Source organism: Chryseolinea sp. T2, from assembly GCF_037203685.1.
Lineage (GTDB): Bacteria > Bacteroidota > Bacteroidia > Cytophagales > Cyclobacteriaceae > Chryseolinea.
The window spans coordinates 62,242-89,095 of the sequence record NZ_JBBCAU010000014.1 but is presented as its reverse complement, the minus strand read 5'-3'; the positions used below and the strand labels follow the sequence as shown (position 1 = coordinate 89,095).

Genomic DNA, 26,854 nt, shown 5'->3' with positions numbered 1-26,854 from the left:
GTTCTTCCTTTTTCTCTTCCATATTTGTGTCAAGTTGGTGAATTTTCAAACCTTGACACAGTTCACTTGACAGTCTCGTCGTACCCGCCGGCACGAGTTTGTCAGAGACTTATCAGAGACTTATCAGAGACTTACCAGAGACTTACCAGAGACTTATCAGAGGTAAGACTTTTTACGCAGTCGCGACGCTCTTGTAACGCTCTCACTCCGCACTTTTGCCGCTCTCTTATCGCTCTTCTCCCAGAGTCTCATCGCACTTTCCCACACTCCGCCCAGACTATTCCCACACTTTCCCAGACTCAGGGCTCTGGTTGTCACTTGCTTTTGACTGCAAGTATTGAAGACGTTACAAATGACATTGTGTCAATTCTGTCAGCGTAGTCAGATAGTGACGGGAACTGCGACTGTCCGAATTTTATCTCGCCGTTTTTTGAAACGATACATTGGATCTTGTCCTCGAAGGCAAGCAGTTTCTTGGCGAGTGAATCGTCATCATCATAGAACTCATAGTAGACGACGGATAGTGGAGAGAAAAGTCTCTCATTGGGCTGTAGCATAACGAAGCCGCTATCCAGGAACGGCAGCTGCGCTACGAGCAGAACTGATTTTTGATAGTCGTAATTGTTACAGTACTTGTGATGATGAACGATATCCTGATGAGTACTCCACGACTCTAAAAGTTTCTGAGCTTCGTATCCCTTGGGAAGAAACGCCTTTCCCACATTGCGACAGCCCAAACCAAAGTAGCTGAACACATCAGTTCCCAATGCGGCCAGTTCATCAGAGCTTTCACTTCCGTTGATAACGGCTACAGACGTTCTGTTGCGTCGTATAATGTGCGGATACTTCGCAAAGTAGTATTCGAAATATCTCGAAGTATTGTCGCTACCCGTGGCAATGATTGCGTCAAACCCCTTGAGCTGTTCTGCTACTATGATTCTGTCGCTGAATCGCGGTTCAATGCGAACCAGTGCGTCGATTATATATTTGATGAGGACAGTATCCTTCGAACTAGTCTTGATCATGACTTTGTGCCCTGCAATGAGCACGCATAAGAAGTCGTGGAAACCAACCAGCGGAAGGTTACCGGCCATGACAATTGCAATCGTACACGGCGCGACATTCAGATTGTATCCGGACGTCCAGGCTAGTAGCTTACCAGCATCCAGCCAGGACGTTATTCCCCGAACGGCCATTCGTACACTATCTACGGTGAACCATGCATTTTCATTCTTAGCGCGGAATGCTAACGATTGAAAGGTATCTTCATCCAGTGAACTCAGTTCCTTGCCCAGCATGCTGAATGCTGAAATTCGTTCGTCAACCCTCATAATCTTCCCTTAAACTTTTGAACTGGCCGTCCGTTTTTATGGTTGAATTGATGTAAATTTGTAATCTGGTAAAATTAGAAAAAGCATGGCAATTATAATTACGGACGAATGCATCAACTGCGGTGCATGTGAACCGGAATGCCCCAATACAGCCATCTACGAAGGCGGCCAGGAATGGAACTGGGCGGGTGGTACCAAGCTGGAAACCGTTGAGCTGGAGGATGGATCGTCGATCGATGCGAAAGACGCGCAGACACCTGTGTCCAATGAATTTTACTATATCGTCCCTGGTAAGTGTACGGAATGTACTGGGTTTCATGAAGAACCTCAGTGTGCGGCAGTTTGCCCTGTAGACTGCTGCGTTCCCGACCCTGACATGGTCGAGGCCAAGGAAGAACTGCTTGCTAAAAAGGCCTGGTTGCACCAGGAAGTTGAGCAGGAGTAATCGGTTATTCGCGCCGACTGGTAAGGCCGTCGAATACTGTAAAAGGATACAACTTTGCTTTCTGTTCGAAGCATTCTGTAAGAAAAAAAGAAGGGGCTCAAAAGGCCCCTTATTAATTTTCAATTTTTCAATCCTATCGCATTTTCTCTCGCTTAATAAGGTACGTCTGTAGAATCACATCAAAGTCCGACCTTACGTCCGCCTCAATAAAGTCAATCTTATACTGATTGCAGCGCATCTTCAATGACTTGTGAAAACGCTCTGCTGCTTCCTTGTAACTTTCTTTCACATCCGCGGGATTCAGCTTTAATCGCTCGCCGCTCTCAAGGTCAATAAACTCCATCGGTCTGTCATCAAAATTGAAAAGCAGCTCCGTTTGATTGTCCATTACATGAAACACGATCACCTCATGACGATTGTGTTTCAAATGCTGCAATGCCTTAAACAAATCATCGGCATTCTCGCTGCTGTCGAACATATCGCTAAAAATTACGACCAGAGAACGGCGATGAATTTTTTCTGCAAGCTCATGCAGGACAGCCGCGACATGAGTTCCTCCACGCGGCGCCGGAACCGACTTCTCTTTGACATCTATATCATTGAGAACGCGTAACAATTTATCAAGATGGGTGGCCGACGATTTCACAGGGGTGAGCACTTCGATCGCATCCGAAAATAAACACACCCCAACGGCATCCCGCTGGCGGTTCAGAAGATAGGCCAACGCTGCGGCTGCATGCTTCGCAAATCGTATCTTCGCTTTGGTCTGCGCCGGATAAAACATAGACGAGGAAATGTCGATTGCTATCAGGCAGCGAAGGTTCGTTTCCTCCTCATAACGCTTGGTGAAAAGCTTATCCGTACGCGCGTAAACCCGCCAGTCAACGTGACGGGTAGTCTCACCTTCATTGTAAAGGCGATGCTCCGCAAATTCAACGGAAAAACCATGGTAGGGCGACTTGTGAAGACCCGTAATGAATCCTTCCACCAATTGTCGCGCAAGTAGTTCCAAACTTGCTTTTGAGATGTTATCCGAAGGTTCTATCCTCACTTATCTTTACTTGGGCTGAAAATGTCGTTTGCCGAATTATTTGTTGTAACGACCTAAACTAAAATATTAATACCGTTGTTTGCAATCATTTCTCAAAATACTACCTTAGTCTGGACCAAACTTAAATCTAGGAACTTTAAATTGATGGATTGTGGAAGAAAACAAGAATAACGGCAGGGATGAAATTTACTCCGCAAAAGTAAAAGCAGGGAAGAGGACTTACTTTTTTGATGTGAAAGCTACCCGTTCGAATGACTATTACCTGACTATCACCGAAAGCAAAAAGCGCTTCAAGGAAGATGGGTTTACTTACGAGAAGCACAAGATTTTCCTCTACAAAGAAGACTTTAATAAGTTCATGGACGCGTTGACAAATACTGTTAACCACGTAAAGAACGAGCTTATGCCTAACGTCGATTTTTCGCAATTCGACCATATGCACGAACGTGAAGAGGCCGAAGCCGAAGGCGGTTCAAAGTCGAATGGCGTTGACTCTGACCTCAAATGGGAATAATAACCAACCTGACCTGAATCTATAATTAGAAAAGCCATTCCGATCCGGGATGGCTTTTTGTTTTAGAAGCTCGCAGGGCAGAGTTTTTCCTATATTTGCGCCCAAATCTTAGAAATCAATGGGACTTCAATGCGGGATCGTCGGGCTGCCAAATGTGGGGAAATCGACTTTGTTCAATGCTATTTCAAATAACAAGGCCGAGGCCGCAAACTTCCCGTTTTGTACGATCGAACCCAACGTCGGCGTAATAGCAGTACCCGATCAGCGCCTGAAGATCCTCGAAGGGCTTGTGAACCCTCAAAAGGTCGTCCCGACTTCCATTGAATTTGTTGATATCGCCGGCCTCGTAAAGGGAGCCAGCAAGGGTGAAGGTCTGGGCAACCAGTTCCTTGCCAATATTCGCGAAGTAGATGCCATAGTCCACGTCGTGCGGTGCTTTGACAACGACAACATTGTTCACGTGGATGGAAAAGTCAATCCGGTTTCGGACAAGGAAATCATTGATACGGAACTTCAATTAAAGGACCTGGAATCGGTCGACAAAAAGATCTCTCGCGTTGAACGGGCTGCGAAAAGCGGCGACGCCAAAATGAAGAAGGAACTGTCGGTGCTCCAGCTTTTTAGCGCTGCACTGTCGGAAGGTCGTAACGCACGATCTGTGCAATCTTCGGATGAGGACCGGATGGCGATAGCCGACCTGCAGCTGCTCACCGATAAGCCGGTCGTTTATGTAGCAAACGTAGATGAGGCTTCTGTCAATACAGGCAATAAATACGTCGACCAGCTGCGGGCCCATGTAGCAGCGGAGGGTGCCGAGGTAGTGGTGATCAGCGCGGCTATTGAAGCGCAGATTGCGGAGTTAGAAAATGCCGAAGATCGGGAGGTATTCCTGGCAGAATATGGCTTAACCGAATCCGGCCTAAATAAGTTATTACGAGCGTCTTATGCCCTTCTAAACCTCATCACTTATTTTACCGCCGGAGAGAAGGAAGTCCGTGCCTGGACCATCCGAAAGGGCTGGAAAGCGCCACAGGCTGCCGGCGTAATCCACACTGATTTCGAGAAAGGCTTTATTAGAGCTGAAGTAATTAAACTTACTGATTATCAGCAATATAAAACAGAGCAGGGATGTAAGGAAGCAGGTAAAATGGCCGTGGAGGGCAAAGAATACGTTGTACACGATGGAGACATCATGCATTTCCGGTTTAACGTCTAAAGAATCGACCAATTCACATCGAACCTTTCTATTTTTTTAGTAGTTTTATAAGCTGCTCATAGTCAATATTAAGCGGTTTTGTGCTCGTAGTAGTTGGTTATGTAGTCACAATATTTTTTAACCCCAATTAAATTTTTTGGTTTGAGAGCCAGGATTATTTTTTCATTGAAGAACAGGGGAGCGTATGTTCCATTCCATCACCAGTACTTGCTTGCACAAGTCATCAAGGGGCTTTTGATCTTTGGGCCACAGAAGAGCTATCTCGATTTTAATCAATATAACTTTTCAGGACTGAAGGGACAGACAAAAGTGAGCCGAAAGGGCCTTCATTACTTTTCTTCGAAGGTCACGCTTGTGTTTGCTTGCCCCGATAAACAATTCATGGAGTACTTCCTTGCACGATTGTTTGAACAGCGTGAAGTCATTGTAGGCAATATGCACCTTATTCCAGAATCTGTGGAAGAGGAGGAGCCAGTGATCATCAGCGATGAATCGAGATTCCTTTGCATCTCGCCTATAGTAGTAATCCCTGCAGCATTCAATGACGAGACGGGAAAGAAATTCGTTTCTCCTGAAAGCGACGAATTCTCTGACCTGTTGTATGAGTCGACGCTCGCTCGTATGGAAGCCCTGGGCAAATACACACCTGAACAACTTGCCTCTTTCTATAAGTTTCAGATCGTTGCCGACCATGAATACATCCAGCGGATCCAGGCATCACACAAGAAATTTGCGCGCATCTATCCGTTATATGATAACGATGTAAAGTTTGAAGTACGCGGCTACACGTTCCCATTCACGCTGTACGCAGCCCGTGAAGTGCAGCAATTTGTTTACGAGAACGGCTTGGGTTACTGTACACACAAAGGCTTCGGCATGCTGGACGTAGCTAACAACGATTCTATTCAGCGCGCACCTCAACACGACGTAAACTACGCCTAGGGAATTATTTGTACTTAAGTAAAGCGTTTTTTGGAAACGTATCAGACTTTGAATAAAGTTTAGAAGGGAACTTCATGCCTGCTTGGTACTTCACTATAGATTTCATCAATGCGCGGCACGTTGCGAACAAGAAATTCTTAATTCTTAATTCTTAATTCCTGTTTACTTCCTCGGGTTCTTCTCCAGCCTCAAGTAGCCAACCAACACATCCGCTCTTGGCTGATACGGCTTATAGTAGACAAAGATCTCGTAGTAATTCTCCGTCTCGAAATGAGTGCCTTCCAGGTAGTATGGAGGGAGATTCTTCGATTTCACAATGTACTGATAGTCATACCAGCCTTGCTTCAGGAAAATCGTCGAAGTATAGAGTTTGCGTGACGCATCGTAATGCATCAGGTTTTCGGAAAGAAGGTTCCAGTAAGTAAAGCCACCCGTTACGTACACATCACCATCAATCTCGGGACTGGACAGCGCAAAAGTGACGTCAGCGTAATTCGAAAAAGCAATATCGCGGTAATCGTAATTTTCGATCATGAACGAACCGTCGAGATCATTGTACTGACCGTATGCCTCAGTAATCCGCGGCTTATCAGTAGCGAGAAATACTGCATAGGGCTTTTGTGTCCTCACAACCGTACCCACGTTTCTTCCAGGATTATTCAGGGAGCGCATGTCAAAGAAGCGAAACTCATTACCGCCCTTGAACATTTTTTCATCGTCAAAGAACTTATACTCCAGCTCCTTATCAATCTCGCGTATGAAGCTTGGCCTCACATCCACGGCAGTATTGTCCCATCGGCCATTCTGCCTGATTACAACATGCATGTCGATAAGGGGATTCGGCACCGGAAGATTGTCGTAACCAACCGTGAAGTTGATCTGCTGATTTACGTTGGCGATTGAGCTAGGGCCAATAACGTTACCGTTGTTTAAGAACGAAACACGATTATCGTATACGATGAATCTCTTGGTAAGTATCAGATCGCTTTTGTCTCCGCTCCGGTAAACAGCTACGACATAATTGCCCGGGATCTTAACCGTGGGCAGATGCCACCAGTAATGAACATATTGGATATGGGTATCCACCGAGAATTCACTGTCGTTGATGTTGAATTCATTGTAAGAGCCCATGAAGTCAAGGTCGTTAAGGTCGGACTTGGTCCAGTCGTAGTTACAGTGAATGATCCGTGCGTAGTAAGATTCACGGTCGGGCACCAGGTCGTCAAATTGCAGGAGCAGGGGGGGCCTTCCAAACTGGACAACCGCTGGTTCGAGAGGTTGACCTTCAGGCGTCAGTTCAATCGTGCGAATTTGTGGTTCGTATGCGAAATCACTTAAGGTCAGTACTTTAGGATTACTTTGAGAATTACCCGAAATTGGTAGGCTGGACAATGAGGCCAGCATAAGTACATGATATAATAACGCACGAAAACTCATTGGGGCTAAGTTAAATACGATTTCCAACTTTCTCCGCGTTAACTGTGTCTAACAATTCAAACCGACCCGCAATTCGGATACATGCTCAGCGAAGACGAGCTTATTGAAGGGTGCAAAAAAGGTTCCAGAGCTGTTCAAAAGGCTCTGTATGACCGGTATTGCCGCAAAATGCTGGCAGTGTGTCTTCGCTATTCCAAAACGACGGCCGAAGCCGAGGACATCGTGCAGGAGGGATTTGTTAAAGTGTTTCAGAACCTGAAGGATTTTCGCCAGGAGGCGAAACTGGACACCTGGATCACAAGAATTATGGTGAACACCGCCCTCAATGCGCAACGGAAGAAGTTGTATCTGTATCCCATGGTGGATGTAACGGAAATTGTCCTTCCTGAAAAGGAAGTCAGTATATCCGGTATCCATTTCAATCAACTGCTTGAAATGATCCAGGCTTTGCCACATGGCTGTCAGGTTGTATTCAACCTGTTTGCTATCGAAGGCTATAGTCACAAGGAAATAGCTGAGATGCTGGGAATATCCGAAGGAACTTCAAAGTCACAATTCGCGCGGGCGAAGAGTTTATTACAGGCCAAGATCTTACAGGAATCAACGTACTACGATAGATATGGAGAGGCGAACATTTGAGGATTCGTTAAAGGACGCCTTCAAGGATGCTGAGGCTACACCTTCCGATAAGGTGTGGACAAATGTTGAATTGGAACTTGAGAAGGAGAAGGCTGGCGCCATGCGCCGGACGATTACGTTCTATCAAATGCTGGCTGCTGCCGCAGTGACTTTAGCACTGTTGTCGACCGGGGTGGCTTATTTTATCGTTAACAATCGGGACCAGAGGATAGAACAACTTGTAGCGCAATCTCAGTTACGACAAACTCAGGAAGGTAACGAAACCGGCTCTGCCGCTATTGCAACGGAGCAGACAAAAAGTGCCGAGCCAGCGGGACAAGTTCCTGCGTCATCGGCGCTTGCTGATAAAACCCGGGCGGAAAGCGATAAATCTGTTAAGAAAAGTTCAGGTCAACCCACGGGTTCCAATGGTGCGAGTAGCCTGGCCGTTGCCGAAGGATCAGGCCCAGGTGCGCTGCCGGGCAAATCAGTAGCTTTGACTAAAGAAGGTCCACTGAATAATAACTCAGATCACCAGGAGTATCCTCTGACGAACACCTCAGATGATCAGGAACAATCAAGGATCAAGGTCGTACAGGTAAGGGCGTTGCCATCTTTTTATACCGCATCGGTGCATCCTCTTTCGTTCGAGTCAACTGCCGACCCGGTTGCTCTTATGATGTCAAAACTTGCAGAACAGGAGATGTTGCTGGCGTCGGCAGATGATAACAGCAGGAAGAAAGAAGCCACACAGGAAAAGGTATGGACAGCTCTGGGGCTGGCAGCCGGTGGCTTTAGTGCTGTCAGTCACAGCACAGCTCCCGCTCAGTCAAGGGGCTTGAATTATGGCTTCTCGAGCAATTCCAACGTCGCCGACAAGCAGTCCAAAGCCAGTGGCGTCGCCTATTCGCTGGGCCTCAGCTTCGGAGCAAAGGTTGCAAACCGCTGGGTTGTCCAGGGCGGCGTAAATTATCTCACACAATCCTCAAACTATGTAGCGAACAACGTGATTGCAAGCCCCGATTATGCCTATTTGCAGGCGGAGTCGATTAATGCATTGGGCAAGTTGCCAGCTTTGGCCGATGCTGCGACCGATCGCCTTGCTCCAACGGTTCCTTATTCTGTAAACAACAGTCTGAAGTATTTTACACTCCCCATGCAGGCTGGATATCTTTTAGTGAACCGAAAGTTTGGTGTTCAGCTTAACGCCGGTATTTCCACGGACCTTTTTCTGGAGAACACTATCACGCCCGAAGGAGGAAGCCTTGATAAGACTACTCAGAGCAGTGGCTCCGACTCTCCATACCGTACAGTTAACTTCAGCGGGTTAATGGGCACGGAGTTTAGCTATCGCATCGGGCAGCGCTATCGTATTGCATTGAATCCGGCGCTTCGTTACCCATTCAGCTCAGTCTATAAATCTGATGTCGGAATCGAATCGGCGCCGCTTACGTTCGATGTAGGACTTAGGTTCAGATATATTTTTAAATAGTTGCTTTTTCTTACAACCTTTAACAAAAGGTAAGTGTCTAAGAAAACAAACCACTCAACGGTTATGGACACTTTGGACCACAGACTGCAAAAGCGAATCCATGTATCGCTTTATGCCTTGCTTTTCCTTACCGTCCTGTTAGGTATCAGCGTTTTATTGGAGGGTTGTACCAATTCATGCGAAACCACGCAGGATTACGTTTATTATGAACCTGTTTACACGACCGTTGAACAGATTCGGGCGCAGGTTGCTCTTGAGGGCCCTCGCTCAATTACGACTGTCGGAAAGATCTACTACAAAGATGGCTTCATGTATGTGAATGAACCGGGCGAAGGCATTCATATCATTGACAACACAAATCCTTCTCAGCCTGTTGCTAAGAATTTTCTTGTGGTACCAGGCAACTTTGATCTGGCCATCAAGGGAAACACGCTCTATGCGGACAGCTTCATCGATCTCGTCGCCCTCGACATATCCAATCCTTCGGCAGTAAAAGAAGTCGGAAGATTGAATGGAGTATTCAAACACTATACTGTGATGGGACTGACCGCAGATGTTAACTGCTGCGTCATCACCTCATGGAAGGAAAATAAATCAGTTACGATCACTCAGTCGGATTGCAGTTTTGTCACGCAGCCATGGGGTGGTTTCTACTATGACGCGGGCCTGGCATTTGCATCCAGCTCCGTACCAGCTCTTAGCTCAAAGACCGCCATTGCTCCTGGGAATGGCTCTGGCCCGGGAGTCGGCGGTTCTTTGGCTAGGTTTACCATCTCCAATGATCATCTTTATATGATCGATGGTACCGAAGTTATTGCCGTAAATGTATTGAGCGAGCAAGGTCCAAAGGAAAGCAGCAGAACATCCATCAACTGGGACATGGAGACAATCTTTCCTCACAAGGACAAGCTTTATATCGGCGCCAGGACAGGAATGTATATTGTCGATATATCATCTCCGGAATCGCCCGCTATGGTCAGCAGGTATCAGCACATAACAAGCTGCGATCCGGTCGTAGTCGACGACAAGTATGCCTATGTTACATTGCGGACAGAGAACATGTGTCAGGCAGGACAGAACCTCCTGGAAGTAATCGACATTGAAAATCCCCAGCAGCCTACACTGGTTAAGTCTTATGCAATGAGCAATCCTCACGGGCTGGGCATCGACCAAAGCACTCTTTTCATATGCGACGGTGATGATGGTTTGAAGGCTTTTGATGCAACCGATGTACTCAATATTAACAATAATCTGCTGGCCCACTATAAGGGGATCAATGCTACAGATGTTATCCCATTCAAGAACCTGTTGATGATGATCGGAGAGGATGGAATATTCCAGTATGATTATACCAACCCAAAAGACATCAAATTGTTGAGCCAGATCAATATCGGTGTAAACTGATGACGTTCTAGCTGTTCGAAAGTTCGTCGATCTTGCCCGCCAGGTCTTCCCATTTCTTATTGGCGCCCTCAAGATCTTTTCTCACTTTCTCAAACTGTTCTTTCACTTTTTGAAGCTTTGCCTGGTCCTTGAACACTTCAGGATTGGTCAATTCAAGTTCGATCTTTCCCTTCTGCGTCTCCAGTACTCCAATAGCCTCTTCTGCTTTCGCCAAATCTCGTTCAAGCGATTTCAGGGCTGCAGCATTGCCTGCCGGCGCATCGCTCTTCTGTTGAACTGGCTTTTCCTTGTCCACCTTCTTCTCGGCCTTAGGCGGCTCCGGTTTGATCAAACCTTCGTTCTTCTTTCGCCAGTATTCGTATTCATCAAAAGTACCCGGATATTCCTTGATCTGCTTGTCCTCAATATACCAGATCTTGTTAGCAACCTGTGATACGAAGTAACGATTGTGAGATACGACGACAAAGCTTCCGAGATACTGGTCCAATGCCTGAATGAGAATGTTCTCGCTGATAAAATCCAGGTGGTTCGTCGGTTCATCAAGCAACAGGAAGTTTGCCTCAGAAATCAACGTGCGGGCTAGTGCAACCCGCGACTTCTCCCCACCGGACAACACCTTAATCTTCTTGAATACATCTTCTTCAGAAAAAAGAAAACACCCGAGCACATTGCGCAGTTCCTGTTCGCTTTTTCCAGACCCAGCCTGCTTAAGTTCCTCCAGGATTTCGTTTTCCACATGCAATGATTCCAGCTGGTGCTGTGCGTAAAATGCCTGGATAACATTGAAACCCATCGTACGCTCGCCTTCTACGGACTCGGTACCTGAAAGTATTCTCAGCAGCGTGGATTTTCCTTTTCCATTCGCGCCAATCAAAGCAATCTTATCGCCTCGCTCAATAGAGATCGATGTCTTACGCAATAACTCCAGAGGACCATAAGACTTTGATACGTCTTTCAGGGTCACAATAAATCGCCCGGGCTGCTGATTGAATTTAAACTTGAAGTTCACCGCGGCACTGTCATCAACTACTTCGTCGATCATGTCCATCCTGTCGAGCGCCTTGATACGGGACTGAACCTGGCGGGCCTTGGTCGCCTTCGACCGGAACCGCTCTATAAAACGCTCAGTTTGCCGGATCTTTTGCTGTTGGTTCTCGTACGCATTCTGCTGTATCTGAGAGCGCAACTCTTTCTCGTCGAGGTAGAAGCTATAGTTGCCCTCGTAAGTAACAAGCTGCTGATTGGTGACGTCGACTGTTTTGCTGATTACGTTGTCGAGGAACGTACGGTCATGCGAAACGACGATTACAGCGCCTTCATAATTGCGAAGATAGTTTTCGACCCATTCAATTGATGGAAGGTCAAGGTGGTTGGTTGGCTCATCAAGCATGAGCAATGAAGGGCGTTCCAGCAAAAGTTTCGACAGCATCACGCGCATCCTCCAGCCACCACTGAATTGTTTCAGGGGACGATGAAGGTCTGCCGTAGCAAATCCAATTCCCTCCAGTACTTCCTCAGCTTTAGATTGAATTGTGTAGCCATCCAGGTGTTCATATTTTTCCTGCAGTTTGCTCAGACGCTCTACCAGGTTGTCATCATATTCTGTTTCCAGTTTTTTGATGATATGCTCGATATCGCGTTCGATGTCGACAACCTCCTTGAACGCTCCCATGGCCACAGTCAGGATTGAATCATCACTCTGGTAGGAGAGAAGATCCTGATTAAGGAAGCCGATGGTACAATCACCGCTTTTGCTGATGGATCCTGCATCCAATTTCATCTCACCGTTGATGATACGCAGCAACGTGGATTTGCCCCTTCCATTTAGGCCAATTAGGCCGATCTTGTCTTTCGGCTTGATAAACATGCTAGCGTTTTCGTATAACGCCCGTCCGCCTATGTAATAGGAGATGTTGGAAACAGAAACCATAGCAGCAAAAATAACGAGTCGAAGGGCAACTGCTAAGGCCTTTCGTGATTTTGCCTTCTCCGGAACCCCAAAAAAATCAACTGTTTTATGAGTACGAAAAGCCTTATTTTAAACGACGATGCCCTGTTTAGGGCTTTGCTATCGATTTCAACAGAGTTATTCAATTGACCTTCAACGTATAAATGCAATTACCATGAAAACTATGAAATACGCAGCCATTGGCCTTGCCGCACTATTGGCCAGCGGCTATACAACCGTACGCGACAGAAAGCGCACGCCGGATGGAAGCGTTCCGGCACTCTCTGCCTATGCTGAGTCCCTGCCTCTCAATACGATCAAGCTGCCCGCGGGCTTTAAGATCGAAGTATTTGCAGAAGCTCCGGACGCGCGTCAAATGGCTATTAGTCCTTCGGGTATCGTTTATGTCGGCAACAAAGACAAGAATAGTATCTACGCCCTTAAAGACACCAATGGTGATAATAAAGCCGACAAGCGTTGGGAGGTGGCGAGTGGATTGAACATGCCCAATGGTGTTGCTTTCAATGACGGTGACCTGTACATCGCCGAAGTCAGCCGCATACTAAAAGTTCCGGCAATAGAGTCACACCTCGATAATCCACCTAAACCGGTAACGATTAACGACGACTATCCAACGGAAACCCACCATGGCTGGAAATACATCGCATTTGGGCCGGATGGTAAGCTCTACGTGCCGGTGGGCGCGCCGTGCAATATCTGCGAAAGCAAGGATAAAATATTTGCCAGCATAACCCGTATCAATAAAGACGGATCTGGCCGTGAAGTGTTTGCAAATGGTGTGCGTAATAGCGTGGGCTTTACGTGGCACCCTCAGACAAAGGCAATGTGGTTCACAGACAACGGTAGGGATATGCTCGGAGACGACATTCCATCATGCGAACTCAACATTGCCACGAAATCCGGTATGCACTTCGGCTATCCGTATTGCCATGAAGGTTCGATATCCGACAAAGAGTTTGGCAGCAAACGTCCCTGTTCCGACTTCACGCCTCCTGCAGATAAGCTGGGTGCGCACGTGGCTCCCCTTGGCCTGAAGTTTTATACGGGTTCCTTGTTCCCCGCATCCTACAAGAACCAACTCTTTGTCGCCGAGCATGGCTCGTGGAACCGCAGCAAAAAGAGCGGCTATGTTGTAGCACTGGTAAAAGTCGATAACGATAAAGCCACTGGTCACGAAGTATTCGCCAGCGGTTGGCTTAATAATGATACTCAAAAAGTCTGGGGTCGTCCGGTAGACATCCTGATGATGCCAGACGGTTCAATGCTCATCTCCGACGACCAGGCAGGCGTCATATACAGAGTCAGCTACAAAGGATGAGAATTAAGAATTAAGAGTTAAGAATTAAGAATTCGCTATCACAACCGAAGGTCGTGGCTGGCAATCAGCCGCAGGCTGCCCGGTAATTCTTAACTCTTAATTCTTAATTCTTAATTGACGCTCTATTTGAGATACACCGACTCAAAATTCGCCACCGTCGTTTGTCCCTCTAGCAAAGTGAGCTTTTCACCTTTAATTTCAAAGTTGTCAGTGGCGGTTAATGCATTCAATAGAAAGTCTTCAACCTTCATCTGCTCGGGTGGGCACATCATTTTTGTGGAAAAGGCGGAGAACGTGATCTTCTGGCCATCTAGTTTGAAAGAGCCTCCGAGGTTATTACATCCGGCAAAGCCTTTGATCCTGTCCTCCTGATCGGTGTGCGTTAAAATGATATGCACTTCACGCACTCCGGCAGGAGTTTGGATAGGCTCGCCATTCATTTCGGTGAGCCGCCAGTAGGTGTTTGTCAGCGTAGCAGTTGAAGATGCTTCAGATGCAGGCTTCTCACTCTTACATTGAGCAAGAAGAATCACGAATGAAGCAAGCATAACACGTCTTATCATTTGCTGTGATTGGTTAGTGATGGACGACGCCCATGGTCCGTTAAAAATCATTCGCGATGTCATCTACCTTCTTGTCCTTATCGCTCTTCATCGACTTATGTACCGGAGGTGAAATGTAAGTTAGGGCCAACTTACTCTTCCCATCGGATCTGAACTTCAATACAATGTTCTCCGTCTTCCAGAAGTAAGTTTCATTCTTCATATCAAAATCTGCCCGACCATAAAGCGACTCCAGTGCCTTCATTAGTCTCGGATCCTTGTCTGTCCACACTCCGATTTCATAGATAGTGCCCTTGTAGGATTTCAACTCGACCCGGCTCACCTTTACCTCACCAATCCTGGCGTATGCTTCATTTTCTACGCGGTACAGCATGGCAGGGAATTCGTTTCTTTCCTTAAATTCTTTTTCAGGAATAAGACCCTTGATCGAATCTACGGGAGTACCAAGCTTAATGTCTTTGAACCCATTGCGTTTCTCAAGCTCCTCCAGATTCTGGCTGCAGGCAAAGTTTGCAAAGGCACAGCATGCAAGCATCAATACTATCCCGCGTGAAAAGCCTGTGTTAAACGACATGAATATGAATTTTAATGAGGTAACAAAAGTTGAGCATGCAATCAGTTTAAAAACTTTACCGGGACAATCACTTTTACATCGTCCCACATCAATGAAAGATCCGCCGATTCATTCCGTTGAGCGAACTCGATGGTGAATCGTTCGTGAACGTTTGATGATTTTGCCGCCGGAACATGAAACTTGAGAATGTCCAGCCGGGGATTGTGATTATATGCTCCCCAAAGTCCAAGCTCGGAATTGATGAGAATTGTCCAGCTATCGGGACCTGGAATGGTAAAGATTGAATAAGTACCTGCCTTCAGGAGAAAGCCATTCAATGTAATGTTCTTTGTAGTGGTGATCTCAGTAGCTTCGTTAGCACCTGTGCGCCATACCTTGCCATAGGGGACCACGTTGCCAAAGATCTCGCGTCCACCTTTGTTTGGTTGCGAATAGGTTACCTTCACATAGGTTTCTTTGAATCGGATAGATGCCTGGGCGAATGTGCTTGGCCTGGGTGTCTCGTCCTGGTCCTGAGCATGGGCAGCAGAAGCACTGATGAAACAAAACAGCATGATCCTGTGGAGGTATCTCAGGTGTTGCATACGTTTTAAAGTTAATAAATTCATCTACAACAATGCTGCCATATGTGATGGGTTGCTGGATTGTCGTTTCACTGTCTTATTTTTGACGGATGAATTTAAGCCTGGCATAGCCCAATATGAGCAGACCTGCGTTTGACGACATATATATGGAATTGGCCGTAAACCTGGCCAGACGCTCACATTGCATCAAGCGCCATGTAGGAGCAGTATTGACTAAGGAGACAAGAATAATCTCCATCGGATACAACGGCCCCCCAGCTGGCACGCATAATTGTGATGAGGAATGGCCGGAATCTGGCTGTCCGCGAGATTCCAAGGGAGGATGCTCCCTGGCGATCCATGCTGAGCAGAACGCAATCCTCTATGCAGTCAAAAACAAGACCTCAGTAGCGGACGCGACTTTATATATCACCCTGTCACCTTGTCTTGCTTGTTCGCGCATTATTTATTCTATGGGGATCAGCAAAGTGATCTACCTGAATTCTTATGCAGCATACAAGGGCATCGCCTCGGATGAAGGCGTTGACTTCCTGGTCAAATTTGGCGTAGACGTAGAGCAATACAAAGGCACACTCGCCAACGTCACTCACATGATCTGACGCCTCGGCTTTACGACCGCGCGGTGATGGCCTTCTGCAAATCAGTGATCAGCTTTGCAGTAACACCTTTGGTCTTTTTGTCTTTTTCTGCTGAAAGCACAGCGATGGCCCGCTCCGTCATTTCATACAACCCCGATGGATTGCTGTCAGCTTTGTAACTTCCCAAACACCATTCGATGTCCGCTTGCAACTGTGGTTCGAGACCTAGTGACTTCAGTTTGGCGAGTGCCTCTTCCGAGGCTTTTTCAATAGATGTACCTGTGACTTTTGCCTTTGCCGGCTTGGCAGTCTTGGCAGGCGTTTTAGAAGGAGTCTTTGCCATGTGTGAGTTGGTTGTTTTGATAAAAAAGGTGAGACTAAATTACGGGCGTCGTCCCGGGAAGACAAGCCGGGTGATTAGATTTTTTCTGCAACCGGAATAGATCGTCTGGGATGCACGTTATACACCGACCCTGGAATTGAGCCGCGAGCGGGCCAGGGGTTTTCTCCAACTGCTGCTTGCAGTTGTTAAAAGCACTAACTTTTGATCTGTGAAACCAGAGCAGAGTGAAGTTAAGTGTTTACGTAGTCCTTTCTCATGCAGGCATTGCTTCAAAATCAGACGACAATCGTAATCGCCGACAATGATAATTGGTCATAGATTAAACTTCGGTTGCTGTTCAGTTTGTTAGTTGCAAGGGCTCGGAAAACTCCTGGTTTACATTCAATGAGATGTCATCGTGGTATTGATTTACGTGTGGGGTACACGTTAAAGAAGGAAATGGATCGAACAGAACCTCAGGATACCTTCGAAAAGAATTATCACTGATAAAATACACCAATGACGGCAGCTATAAAAAACGAAAGGGAAGTAGTTGAACTACTTCCCTTCGCAAGTTTCTTTAGGCCTTGCCTAATTACTTCTTTTTCTTAGCAGCTTTTTTAGCAGTTTTCTTTGCTGCTTTCTTAGCTGTCTTCTTCGCTGTTTTTGCCATAGCGTTTTAATTTTTTGTTAAACGATACGAAAAGTTATAACAAATATTTTATTCATGAAAATATTTGGTTGAATATTTTTGATGACATGATATTTTTTACAGGTAATGCAATGATACTTCAATGTTGAAGATGATGTGATCACTGCATCACAATGTTAACTTCAGGATGTAAAGTGATGTTGAACTTGTCAATCACACTATCACGTATTTGCATAGCTAAATCCCATATCTTTCCTCCATCTCCTCCTCCGTAGTTCACTAATACAAGGGCCTGATTGGGATGAACACCAATGTTTTCAAATCGTTTTCCTTTCCATCCGCATTGCTCAATCAGCCAGCCAGCAGGAACTTTGATCAAGCCTTCGGTTGATGGGTAAGATGGTATAGATGGATATTTTTCCTTCAGCAATTGAAAGGCGTCGACAGTAATTGATGGATTTTTAAAGAAACTGCCTGCATTTCCCACCTTAGCAGGATCAGGCAACTTTGACTGACGAATATGAATAACTGCATTACTGACGTCGCGAATGGTTGGATCAGCGATCGACATTCCATTCAATGTTTCCTGAATTGCGCCGTACTGTAAATGAAGGACATGATTACGTTTTGTGAGACGAAGTGTAATGCCATTTATAAGGTATTGATCCTTCGCTTCCTGCTTGAAGATGCTCTCGCGATAGCCGAATGCGCAATCCTTATTGGAAAATGTACGCTGTTCACCACTTTTCTTGTCGACGGCCTCCACCGAAGTAATGACATCTTTGATCTCAACTCCGTATGCACCGATGTTCTGCATTGGCGCCGCGCCGGTCGTCCCCGGTATCAGAGAAAGATTTTCTATCCCTCCATAGTTATGGGCTACGCAATACATCACCAGGTCATGCCAGTTCTCGCCGGCTGCCGCATAAAGTGTGACGTGATCCTGAGTTTCGTCAACAACACGAATTCCCTTAAGCTCCATGCGGGCTACAAGACCAGCATAGTCACCAGTGAACAACATGTTACTTCCTCCACCCAGTATCAAATGCTTTCCGTTGAGGAATAGCCTGGAGTTAAGGAACGAATGAACATCCTCATTACTTCGAAGTGTCGTGAAATATCTTGCAGCAGCCTTAATACCAAACGTGGTATAAGGACGTAAGTCAACGTTTTCCTGAAGGATCATAAATGATACATTACCGCGAAGGTAGGAAAAACAGTTAAGATGTTTCTCACACGCTTTTTCAGACTTCGCAGCAAGTTCAACGGCTGTACGTTTCAATACAGAAACGCCTAAGAAGAAATGCTTCAGGTCTTACGAAAGGTCTGTCTTAATTACTTAGCCTGAGCTATATCGTCTTGCAGTTGCTCCTTCGACAGCTTAAAGACAGTAATGCGGCCAAAACGCCCGGCAATTTGCGTCATTCCACATATGGCAAGTCCACCATCTGCGGTTTGTGTAATGCTGGCAATCTCAAACGGATTGGAGAATCCAAGATATCGGCTGTTGATGAACTCTCCCGTTGTTTCATCATAATAGAGAAGGCCGATCTGTTTGGATTTCGTGTCTGTTCCGTAGATAAGTACGTTCTTTTGAACGCTGTTCTGCTCAACTGAGGCACGCAGTATTCGCACCTTCGCATTGGATACCATCTCAGGCAGACTATATCCGCCTAGCCTCTCGATACCACTTGTACCTGAGGTCGGGATTTCGCGAGTAGGCATCAGATAATTGTCACCAAAATTAAAACGCGCTGATGCAAACTTGTTGCCGCTTACAGGAACAATGGCACTGAATCCTCCATCATCATGACTGCCCTGAACAACACCGTTGGGCTCGTCGTCCTTCATATTTGTAAAGACGAGAGATAGTGTGTAATTGTAAAAGCCATTGAAATAGTATAACCCGTTAGGAGCTTTACCCACTGCGAATGGAAACTTGCGTCCTGTTCGTTGAAAGTGATCCATGATGGGCTCTTCTACTTCATCGCTGGGCTCGATCATGAAACCCTTGTAGGCCAGTACACCTGCATCTGGAGTAACGATCGACATCGTTGTTAAACGGTCGGCATTGTTATACCCCATAACAGCAAAGTTGTTGTCAATAAACGATGCGGCAGCAGGATAAGTGAGACTTCCCTGAACGGTTGTCATTGCAACGCTTTCCAGGTTTGCATCCACGTTTGCTATCTGTGCCTGCAATGTCGTGCGATCAGAACAGAAGAAATAGTATTTGGTCTGATATTCAGTCAGGCCTGCGATCGGATTAACGGAGGTGCCTTCGACCAGCATTTCTTTAACGAAGTTACCGAACTCATCAACCTTCATGAGATATATGCCAGTGTATGTCGAATCGCCGGGAATAATCCGTCCACCCAATATGATAAATCCACCATCCGGAGTCTGACGCATGTCGATCGCGAAGTTCGAAGCGTCGTACTGATTATTGTCGTATATCTTCGTAAAAGTGTCCTTATCAAACTGAGGGTTCTCTTCCTCAGAACATGATGTAAGTGCAATAGCAGCACAGAAAAACAGTATCGCGTTTAGTGATTGTTTCATGTCGGAGAGGATTAACGGTCAAGAGTTTGTAATGAACTTTGGAGGAAACGGAGAGGGAAGAGACAACCCAGTGAAATAGACAGGTTGTCCAGCTTCATATCATCCATGGCGTCGCCGACACCAGAAAGGCGATCGCTTCCATATCTGTTTTGCGTGGAGGTGATGTTGCTCATGCCGAGCTTGTACATCACATCGAAATTCAGGCGCACGTGGTTTTTGAAATTGTAGTTTAGACCAACACCACCGAGCAGACCCCAATGATACTTCGCAAACAGATCATCAACACCAACATCAATCGTTTCTGTCTTGAACTCATTTTTTCCGCCTGCAGCGTAGTCAACTCCACTGGTGCTTAGTGCCTTTGTTGCATTCAATCGCAAAGCGGAATAAATGCCGGCCTGAACGTAGGGGCGAAGCTTGTTTCCATAGATGTCGTACTTAACAATCAAAGGGAGTATTGCGTAGTCGATCTTTTGCTCCTGGTAGTAGCTGAGCTGCACACGGTCATTTTCATTGCTCGAGGACGTCCATTCGTAGTCAGTTGTATAGGAAAACCGCGTGTGTTGGTATGTTGGCTGGAAGCTTAACAGGAAGCCTTTGAAATAAAACGAGACTTCCAAAGTTGCCTGTGATCCAATAAGCCCGAAGTTGTCGTACTTTTTACTAATCGTAGTAAGTTCATAGTTAGAAGGGGAGATCACGGAGTAACGATTCGTGACGTTCACCTTCGACGTGTTAGCGCCGGCTTTAAAGCCCAGCCACCATTGCTTTTCCAAAAATTTTACATCTTCTTTCTTTTCCTTCTGCTTATTATACATCGAAGGTTTTCGCTTCTTATCCTGACTGAACACCGTTACAGCCATCATCAGTAGAAAGCAGGCGAGGAGTGTAGTTTTTTTCATGGGTGGTTCGTGTTTTGCAACTCGTTACTTGGTAATAACGAGCTGTTTGGAGTCTTTAAAAAATCCCGTCTTGAACTGATAAACATATAGTCCAGCGGGTAGTCCGCTGAGATCTACTTCGACACGGTGCTCACCGGGTTCATAGTACCCATCCACCATCACCTTTACCTGCTTGCCCGTGCTGTTCATCAGGTTGACATTTACCTGATATGCACTGTTCACCATGAAGTGAACCGTGGTCTTATCCTTTGCCGGATTCGGGTAACAATCCTTGAGCGCGAAACGACTCCCTATAAAGCTGTCTGTGCTGGTGATTGTTTGTTGTGCGAGCGGAATTTGCTCAAACACGACGCCGTCTGTGGTGCCTGCCGCAGTCATAAGACCCGGGAATATTTCGTTAAGTCGCGTGTCGTCAACGAGCATCCAGTCGCGCATGATGTTACCGTATATCAAACGATAGTCGTATTGCATCTCTACGTTCCCTGTATTGAGGTCCGGAACTTTGCCGATCACGCCCGGTTCTACGCCGCGACCGAAAATAAACATCGGTCCTCCTGTACCATGATCGGTTCCGAAACTTCCATTGGAATCAATTCGTCTCCCGAATTCAGAAGTAGTCAGACTAAGCACGCGCTCTTCCAGTCCACGTGCACGAAGGTCATCCTGGAATGCTGACATCGCCGTCGAAATGTGATACATCAGCGCGGCGTGTGCCCCCATCGTTGAATCGTACTTTTCTACCTGGTCGGCATGTGTATCGAATCCACCAATCTTCACAAGGAATACTTTGGTCTTGCATCCGCCTGCGAGGAGACGTGCAATCATCTTCAACTGCGGCGACAGTCCGTTTCTCATGCTCCCTTTCGGAGCATTGAAGGGATATGTTTCAGGATAAGTTACGTTTGATCCGCCGCCCGCAAGCCATAACTCATATAAGCGCTGAGCATAGTCCTTTGACTTGTCTTCTAAGCTCAATATCCAATCGAGCTCCTTGTAGTACGGAGATCCGGTGAGATATTCCGGAGGGATACCTCGTGGATCCACTTCTTCATCAATAAATCCTTCAAGTTCGCCCACGAGCTCAGCGAAGCTCGCCGGATCATTTATCGAAATCGAAGTTGGAATATTTCCTTGCTGATGGAAGATCAACGATACATCGTTACCCATTTCAATGGCAAGCGGATCTGGCATCTCATTGTTGGGGAAGTCTTCCGGATATTTCTTGGGTGCAAATTCTCCCTGGAGATAGCGACCCACCCAACCGGATTGATAATAATCATCAGCGGATCCGCCCATGAACCAGATATCTCGTCCACGGAAGTGAGATCCGTTATTGTTTTTATAGGATACACCCTGCACTACTGCAAGTCTTCCTTTGTCATAGAGTCCTTTCATGGCATGCATGTCGGGATGCAAACCAACCTGAGCATCAGCGGCGATCGTTGTGTCGAGGTGGATGAAGCGCCGCGCACTGTTCTTCGCAGGGATAGCGATGTTAGCGCGTTTGCTATAGTATTCGTCGTACTTCTCTACGGGAATTAGACAATTAAGCCCGTCGTTACCGCCATGCATTTGCAGGATAATGAGAACTCTGTCGTTGTTACTGGCAGCAGCCATTTGCGTCAGTGAATTCTCTTTGCCAAGCACGCGCATAGGAATGCCACCAATGGTGAACGGAATGCTCATGGCCAACGGCAGCTTTTTAAGAAAATCTCGTCTTGATCGGTTCATGGGGATTGGCGTTAGGCGTTTAGGCTAATTGATACTCTGGTGATTGCATCATCGCGTTGAACAAAAATTCCAGCTGGTCACGCAGGTCTCCTGCGCCTTCGTTCCATCGCGTTGTCCAGTAGGCCTCATCGAAGGTTTGGAGGAAACGTTCTTTGAAGTAGTTCAAACGCTTTGCTGTAAGTCCTGACAGGTCATCAGTTGCATCGTCATAGGTGAGGTTGTCCGTAACGGGCAGAATATAATCAGCAACCATCATAACGAGCTGGCGTGCATCTGCGGCTGTAGCATTCGGTATGTTGTTCTTAACAAAATCAAATACGTTTGCCTTCAGCATTCCTGGTTCGCTTGCTGTTATGAGATTACGCGCAAATGCGTATCGGTTCGCAAGTGTATTCGGTGTAATCCAATACCGATGATAAACAGGGAACTGATGAAATGCATCATATCCGGCCACATCGTATGGCTCATAGAAGTTCATGGCCTGTGAGCCAATATACTCATGGATCTCTCCCGTCTGAGTGTAGAAATCATCGGGAGAACTTGTCATGTCGGAGATCGGAATCCCGAAGAAACGAACCGACTGAACCACAAGGTCAAGAGGACTCTTGATAATACCTCCGAAGTTATCGTCTGTTACGGTACCAGTAGTCGCTTCATAGAAATGCGTGCTTCGCAGCAGGTTCTCTATTACGGGAAGAATTTTGTAATTGTTAGAGGCCAGTGTGTTGGCCATCTCGGCAACTATCGCGCTATCCAGTGCAACCAGTTCGGCCGTGGTGTGAGGAGCGTACACAAAGAAGCGATAGATCTTCCAGCATATGTTGCGTGCCGTTTCAGGCTTTGCATAGATGAGGTCAATTAGTTGTACCAGCTCATCAAGTGCACTTTCTTCGGTAGGATTTCCTCCGGCCATCAGCGCAGCATCTCCCTGAATTATAGCATTGCCAAATCTCGCACTGAATTGTTTTGGGTCGTTGTCGTGCGCAGACGCATTGGTCGCAGAGCCTTTGACTTTTCCGCGGGGCAAGTTGGTATCGGCATCAATGGTTGCATTGGTGATACCTTCGAAATCATCATTCACATCCCATCCCGAAAGTACACGCGCCGCTGCTTTTACATCCTGCTCGGTGTACATGATGTAATCACCAGGACCAGGCTGAGCGGGAAGCGCTCCCTCCAGGCCACGGCCGATGGTGTAGAGTTCGAGCAGCTCACGTCCGTAGTTTTCATTCACACTACCTTTTACGTTTTCGTTTCCATTCAGAAGACGAAGCATGGCATTGTCAATGCTTATCTTAACCGTGAGTGTTTTTATGTTGACGTCTGGATCGGCAGAAAGTCCATCCATGGCAAACAGCCTGAACAATGCGTTCTGAAAGTACAAGGAACGGCTATTGCCGACTGTTGAAGTGATCGTTGTAAAATGTGAGTGCAGAAAGAATACAAGTCGTTCGCGGGCAGAGTATGCAAGCGACAGACTCGGAGATACTCCTGCGCTCAGCATCTGCCCGATAAACCAACGTTTAAAGAGGTCATCGAGGTTTTCGCTGTTTGCATCTGTTGGTTTTGATTCAACCCATGTTGATCCTGTCTTCGGATCAATTGGAAGGGGTGCATCGGGAAGCGTTTGATGAAAAAGCGCGTTGATTGCCTGTGCTGGCGTCAACGCTGCAAATGAATCGATCTGAGCCTTCGTTGCGCCAAAGGTCGCCCGGCGCAGCAAGTGTGCAGCTCTCTTCAATCCAAGCGCGCCTGTGAATTCCGGTAATGGCATAATTCAAGTAGGTTTCGAGAGTCAATTAATCCTTCTAACTTCACTTTTATATGAAAACAGGGACGAAACGACAAATAGAACGATAACCTGAAAGGATACTCTTTCAGGAAATCGGCTTATTAGTCCCTGCCTATATAAACTGAACGCGAATGAAGATTATTGAATGTCCTCGAGACGCCATGCAGGGTATCGATGAATTCATGCCAACTGAGAATAAAATAAGGTACATCAATCAACTTCTGAAAGTTGGATTCGACACAATCGATTTTGGGAGCTTTGTATCGCCAAAAGTCATTCCCCAAATGAAAGATACGTCGACGGTTTACCGCGGACTTGAGTTAAATAGTACGCGATCAAAACTCCTCGCCATTGTTGCGAACCAGCGGGGGGCGCGAGATGCTTCTCTATTCGAGAAAATTGATTACCTCGGATTTCCCCTGTCCATTTCTGAGACATTTCAACGTCGTAACACTAACATGTCGATTGATGAAGCGGTCAAAGAACTCGATGTGATCAAATCCATTTGTGTTCAATCCTCAAAGAAGCTGGTCGTGTATATCAGTATGGGTTTTGGAAATCCTTATGGTGATCCCTACGGCGTGAACACTGTTTCATCATTCGTGAAAAGCATGATCGATCTCGGTGCAGATGTACTGTCAATTGCAGATACAGTAGGCGTGGCGTCGGCAAAAGAGGTATCAGAACTCTTCGGCGCACTAATTCCTCAATTCCCTCACATCGAAATCGGTGTGCATTTGCATGCCAGGTCCCAGGATGCACACGACAAGGTGCTTGCAGCCTACAACGCGGGATGCAGACGCATCGATGGAGCTTTGAAAGGATATGGCGGTTGCCCGATGGCGAACGACAGTCTGGTTGGAAACATTCCTACCGAATTGCTGATTGCGGCGCTGGATTCGATAGGTGCACCTGTAACTCTCGACCGCACGGCGTTGCAGCATGCACTTGCCTGCGCTTCGGCGACGTTTCCAGCACAACACCTGTAGAAAATTTCAACATTCATTTCCAGGACATACTTTTGATAAAACTTTTTAGGCTATGTCTCGCGCATTGATGACGGCGTGCGCTGTTCTGCTGGTAACAGCAGCTTTTTCACAGAACGCCAAGGAATTGACTCAGAAGGGCAAGGACCTGTACGAGAAACGGGAATATGTTGAATCTCTTCTTCACCTGAATAAGGCGCTGGAGGCAGATCCCAACTTTGCGGCTGCTTACTACATACGCGGCAACATCAAAGACAATTTTCAGGATCTTCACGGTGCAATGAAGGACTACAGCACTGCTATCGAAAAGAATGCAAAGTTTACTGATGCGTTCTTTGCCCGCGGCAATGTTAAAATGAAACTGCAGGATTACTATGGCGCTATTTCAGACTATACTGCCTGCATTGGACTTAACGAAAATAACATCGACGCGTATTTCAACCGCGGTAAAGCGAAGCAATTCCTACAGGCTTATGAAGACGCAATCAACGACTGCTCAAAGATTATTCAGCTGAATCCTAAAAACCAGGATGCCTATTTCCTCCGGGGAACTCTCCGACTGGAGTTTGGCGACACAAAGAACGGTTGTCTTGATCTAAGCAAAGCGGGCGAGCTTGGTGATCTTCATGCCTATGAGGTGATTAAAGATCGTTGCAATCAGAAAGGCGAGGAAGCCAATTGATCTGCGTTAGCCGGCGATTTGATACATCCTTCCTGGCGCAGCATTCACCACTGACTTAAGTTCCAGGTTCAACAGGAGCGTGGCCATCCGCGCGATGGGCAGTGCCGTACGCCAGCTAAGCTCATCGATATGCAATGCTTTCCCGGCACCTTCGAGACAATGTACAATCAATTGCTCGTCTGCATCCAGCTCCACCGTTATGGATCTCCTTGTCGCTGCGGGAGCAGATGTTCCTTCATCCCAGTTCATAATTCGCTCCAGGTCTTGTGCTGAACTGATAAGATGTGCGCGGTTTGATTTAATGAGGTTATTGCATCCCACTGAAAAGCTTTTATTCACGTCGCCGGGATAGGCCATTACTTCTCTGTCGTAGCTGTTCGCAATATCAGCAGTGATCAAAGCGCCTCCGCGCTCGGCCGCCTCTACAACAACCAGTACATCTATGAGTCCGGCAATGATTCGGTTACGGGCGGGAAAATTATGTGCGTCCGGTTTTGTCGCAAAAGGATTTTCAGTAAGGATCCCGCCACGTTCCTGCATTAGTCCTACGGTTGTCCTATGCGCGTACGGATAAATGATATCTATTCCACTGCCCATCACCCCAACGGTCTGCAAGTTATATCGCAACGCTTCCTGATGTGCATGAATGTCAATTCCATAGGCAAGGCCACTAACAATCAATGGCTGATAATGCGACAGACCCTCAATCAGCATTGTCGTACAGCGCCGCCCATAGTCGGTGCATTTGCGCGTACCGACTATGCCAATGCTCCGGGTCGTTTCAAAATTCAGATTACCTTTTGCATATAACAGGGTAGGTGAGTCGGGTGCATGCTTTAATCTTGCAGGGTAGCGATCATCATTGTAAAAGATCAACTCCACAGATTGCTGTTCAGCTTTGCGTATTTCCTTTTCGGCAGCCTTAAAAGCCTGCGAACCTGAGAAGCCCTGAACAGTAGATCTGCCAATACCAGGAACCCGTAGCAATCTCCCTCGTGGTATACGAAAAACCTGCTCAGCCGATCCGCAATAGGCAATGAGTTGTCGAATTGTGTAGTCACCCAGACCGGGAATAAAATGCAGCGCCAAAAGCGCTAGTCGCTCTTGATCCATAACATGATAGCTAACGTGCGCGGCAAAAACCGCCGCAGATAAAAAAGGGGATCAAACGTCCCCATAATACTTAAAC

Annotated in this window: 25 protein-coding genes; 11 read left to right on the top strand and 14 right to left on the bottom strand. The window is 46.7% G+C overall.

Annotated elements, in window-relative coordinates; all coding sequences use genetic code 11:
• Window positions 1-314: 314 nt before the first annotated feature.
• Window positions 315-1,331 carry an acyl-CoA reductase gene (locus WBG78_RS29850; protein WP_337330207.1) on the bottom strand — a complete coding sequence of 339 codons (1,017 nt, stop codon included), beginning with the start codon at window positions 1,329-1,331 and terminating at the stop codon, window positions 315-317.
• 85 nt (window positions 1,332-1,416) lie between these two features.
• Between WBG78_RS29850 and WBG78_RS29845 the strand changes: the two genes are divergently transcribed.
• Window positions 1,417-1,776: a 4Fe-4S binding protein gene (locus tag WBG78_RS29845; RefSeq protein ID WP_337330206.1), complete on the top strand. Its 360-nt coding sequence runs from the start codon at window positions 1,417-1,419 to the stop codon at window positions 1,774-1,776.
• A 133-nt stretch (window positions 1,777-1,909) separates the two neighbouring features.
• On the opposite strand, the gene WBG78_RS29840 is transcribed toward WBG78_RS29845, so the two are convergent.
• On the bottom strand, window positions 1,910-2,827 hold the full coding sequence (locus WBG78_RS29840; RefSeq protein WP_443092814.1) for a DUF58 domain-containing protein: 918 nt from the start codon (window positions 2,825-2,827) through the stop codon (window positions 1,910-1,912).
• 151 nt (window positions 2,828-2,978) lie between these two features.
• Between WBG78_RS29840 and WBG78_RS29835 the strand changes: the two genes are divergently transcribed.
• The 3 genes from WBG78_RS29835 to cas6 all read left to right on the top strand — a co-directional run bounded on the left by WBG78_RS29835 (window position 2,979) and on the right by cas6 (window position 5,499).
• Window positions 2,979-3,341, top strand: coding sequence for a DUF3276 family protein (locus WBG78_RS29835; protein ID WP_337330205.1), 363 nt, complete (start codon window positions 2,979-2,981; stop codon window positions 3,339-3,341).
• Between the two features lie 118 nt (window positions 3,342-3,459).
• Window positions 3,460-4,557 (top strand): redox-regulated ATPase YchF, encoded by a 1,098-nt coding sequence (gene ychF / locus WBG78_RS29830; RefSeq protein WP_337330204.1) that lies wholly within the window; start codon window positions 3,460-3,462, stop codon window positions 4,555-4,557.
• A gap of 141 nt (window positions 4,558-4,698) precedes the next feature.
• On the top strand, window positions 4,699-5,499 hold the full coding sequence (cas6, locus tag WBG78_RS29825; protein ID WP_337330203.1) for a CRISPR-associated endoribonuclease Cas6: 801 nt from the start codon (window positions 4,699-4,701) through the stop codon (window positions 5,497-5,499).
• 162 nt (window positions 5,500-5,661) lie between these two features.
• Here cas6 and WBG78_RS29820 read toward each other — a convergent pair whose 3' ends face one another.
• Window positions 5,662-6,936 carry a type IX secretion system plug protein gene (locus WBG78_RS29820; protein WP_337330202.1) on the bottom strand — a complete coding sequence of 425 codons (1,275 nt, stop codon included), beginning with the start codon at window positions 6,934-6,936 and terminating at the stop codon, window positions 5,662-5,664.
• Between the two features lie 81 nt (window positions 6,937-7,017).
• On the opposite strand from WBG78_RS29820, the gene WBG78_RS29815 reads away from it, so the two are divergent.
• From WBG78_RS29815 to WBG78_RS29805, 3 genes are all read left to right on the top strand, one after another.
• Complete coding sequence (locus tag WBG78_RS29815; RefSeq protein WP_337330201.1) at window positions 7,018-7,575, top strand: RNA polymerase sigma factor; 558 nt, start codon at window positions 7,018-7,020, stop codon at window positions 7,573-7,575.
• Entirely contained in the window at window positions 7,556-9,046 is a 1,491-nt protein-coding gene (locus WBG78_RS29810) for an outer membrane beta-barrel protein (RefSeq protein ID WP_337330200.1), read from the top strand. The genes WBG78_RS29815 and WBG78_RS29810 overlap by 20 nt, the downstream gene beginning before the upstream one ends.
• 63 nt (window positions 9,047-9,109) lie before the next feature.
• Window positions 9,110-10,450: an LVIVD repeat-containing protein gene (locus tag WBG78_RS29805; RefSeq protein WP_337330199.1), complete on the top strand. Its 1,341-nt coding sequence runs from the start codon at window positions 9,110-9,112 to the stop codon at window positions 10,448-10,450.
• Window positions 10,451-10,457: 7 nt separating this feature from the next.
• On the opposite strand, the gene WBG78_RS29800 is transcribed toward WBG78_RS29805, so the two are convergent.
• The gene (locus WBG78_RS29800) at window positions 10,458-12,380 is read right to left on the bottom strand and encodes an ABC-F family ATP-binding cassette domain-containing protein (RefSeq protein WP_337330198.1); all 1,923 of its coding nucleotides are present in this window, start codon (window positions 12,378-12,380) and stop codon (window positions 10,458-10,460) included.
• A gap of 193 nt (window positions 12,381-12,573) precedes the next feature.
• Here WBG78_RS29800 and WBG78_RS29795 point away from each other — a divergent pair, with 193 nt between their 5' ends.
• Window positions 12,574-13,737, top strand: a complete 1,164-nt coding sequence (locus tag WBG78_RS29795; RefSeq protein ID WP_337330197.1) for a PQQ-dependent sugar dehydrogenase — start codon at window positions 12,574-12,576, stop codon at window positions 13,735-13,737.
• 122 nt (window positions 13,738-13,859) lie between these two features.
• Here WBG78_RS29795 and WBG78_RS29790 read toward each other — a convergent pair whose 3' ends face one another.
• From WBG78_RS29790 to WBG78_RS29780, 3 genes are read right to left on the bottom strand one after another with little or no spacing between them, the layout of a single operon-like run.
• Window positions 13,860-14,300, bottom strand: coding sequence for an META domain-containing protein (locus WBG78_RS29790; RefSeq protein ID WP_337330196.1), 441 nt, complete (start codon window positions 14,298-14,300; stop codon window positions 13,860-13,862).
• 40 nt (window positions 14,301-14,340) lie between these two features.
• Window positions 14,341-14,874, bottom strand: coding sequence for a hypothetical protein (locus tag WBG78_RS29785; protein WP_337330195.1), 534 nt, complete (start codon window positions 14,872-14,874; stop codon window positions 14,341-14,343).
• 41 nt (window positions 14,875-14,915) lie between these two features.
• Window positions 14,916-15,458: a DUF2911 domain-containing protein gene (locus WBG78_RS29780; protein WP_337330194.1), complete on the bottom strand. Its 543-nt coding sequence runs from the start codon at window positions 15,456-15,458 to the stop codon at window positions 14,916-14,918.
• Between the two features lie 116 nt (window positions 15,459-15,574).
• Between WBG78_RS29780 and WBG78_RS29775 the strand changes: the two genes are divergently transcribed.
• Entirely contained in the window at window positions 15,575-16,057 is a 483-nt protein-coding gene (locus WBG78_RS29775) for a deoxycytidylate deaminase (RefSeq protein ID WP_337330193.1), read from the top strand.
• Window positions 16,058-16,067: 10 nt separating this feature from the next.
• Here WBG78_RS29775 and WBG78_RS29770 read toward each other — a convergent pair whose 3' ends face one another.
• The 6 genes from WBG78_RS29770 to WBG78_RS29745 all read right to left on the bottom strand — a co-directional run bounded on the left by WBG78_RS29770 (window position 16,068) and on the right by WBG78_RS29745 (window position 23,979).
• Window positions 16,068-16,379, bottom strand: coding sequence for a hypothetical protein (locus tag WBG78_RS29770; protein WP_337330192.1), 312 nt, complete (start codon window positions 16,377-16,379; stop codon window positions 16,068-16,070).
• 791 nt (window positions 16,380-17,170) lie between these two features.
• Window positions 17,171-18,196 (bottom strand): UDP-N-acetylmuramate dehydrogenase, encoded by a 1,026-nt coding sequence (gene murB / locus WBG78_RS29765; RefSeq protein WP_337330191.1) that lies wholly within the window; start codon window positions 18,194-18,196, stop codon window positions 17,171-17,173.
• A 149-nt stretch (window positions 18,197-18,345) separates the two neighbouring features.
• The gene (locus WBG78_RS29760; RefSeq protein WP_337330190.1) at window positions 18,346-19,572 is read right to left on the bottom strand and encodes a hypothetical protein; all 1,227 of its coding nucleotides are present in this window, start codon (window positions 19,570-19,572) and stop codon (window positions 18,346-18,348) included.
• Window positions 19,573-19,583: 11 nt separating this feature from the next.
• On the bottom strand, window positions 19,584-20,474 hold the full coding sequence (locus WBG78_RS29755; RefSeq protein WP_337330189.1) for an outer membrane beta-barrel protein: 891 nt from the start codon (window positions 20,472-20,474) through the stop codon (window positions 19,584-19,586).
• 24 nt (window positions 20,475-20,498) lie between these two features.
• Window positions 20,499-22,205: a DUF1501 domain-containing protein gene (locus WBG78_RS29750; RefSeq protein WP_337330188.1), complete on the bottom strand. Its 1,707-nt coding sequence runs from the start codon at window positions 22,203-22,205 to the stop codon at window positions 20,499-20,501.
• Between the two features lie 19 nt (window positions 22,206-22,224).
• Complete coding sequence (locus WBG78_RS29745) at window positions 22,225-23,979, bottom strand: DUF1800 domain-containing protein (RefSeq protein ID WP_337330187.1); 1,755 nt, start codon at window positions 23,977-23,979, stop codon at window positions 22,225-22,227.
• A 149-nt stretch (window positions 23,980-24,128) separates the two neighbouring features.
• On the opposite strand from WBG78_RS29745, the gene WBG78_RS29740 reads away from it, so the two are divergent.
• Window positions 24,129-24,986, top strand: coding sequence for a hydroxymethylglutaryl-CoA lyase (locus WBG78_RS29740; protein ID WP_337330186.1), 858 nt, complete (start codon window positions 24,129-24,131; stop codon window positions 24,984-24,986).
• A 52-nt stretch (window positions 24,987-25,038) separates the two neighbouring features.
• Entirely contained in the window at window positions 25,039-25,665 is a 627-nt protein-coding gene (locus tag WBG78_RS29735; protein ID WP_337330185.1) for a tetratricopeptide repeat protein, read from the top strand.
• Between the two features lie 6 nt (window positions 25,666-25,671).
• Here the strand turns inward: WBG78_RS29735 and dprA are convergent, their stop codons facing one another.
• Window positions 25,672-26,778 carry a DNA-processing protein DprA gene (gene dprA / locus WBG78_RS29730; RefSeq protein ID WP_337330184.1) on the bottom strand — a complete coding sequence of 369 codons (1,107 nt, stop codon included), beginning with the start codon at window positions 26,776-26,778 and terminating at the stop codon, window positions 25,672-25,674.
• Window positions 26,779-26,854: the final 76 nt, after the last annotated feature.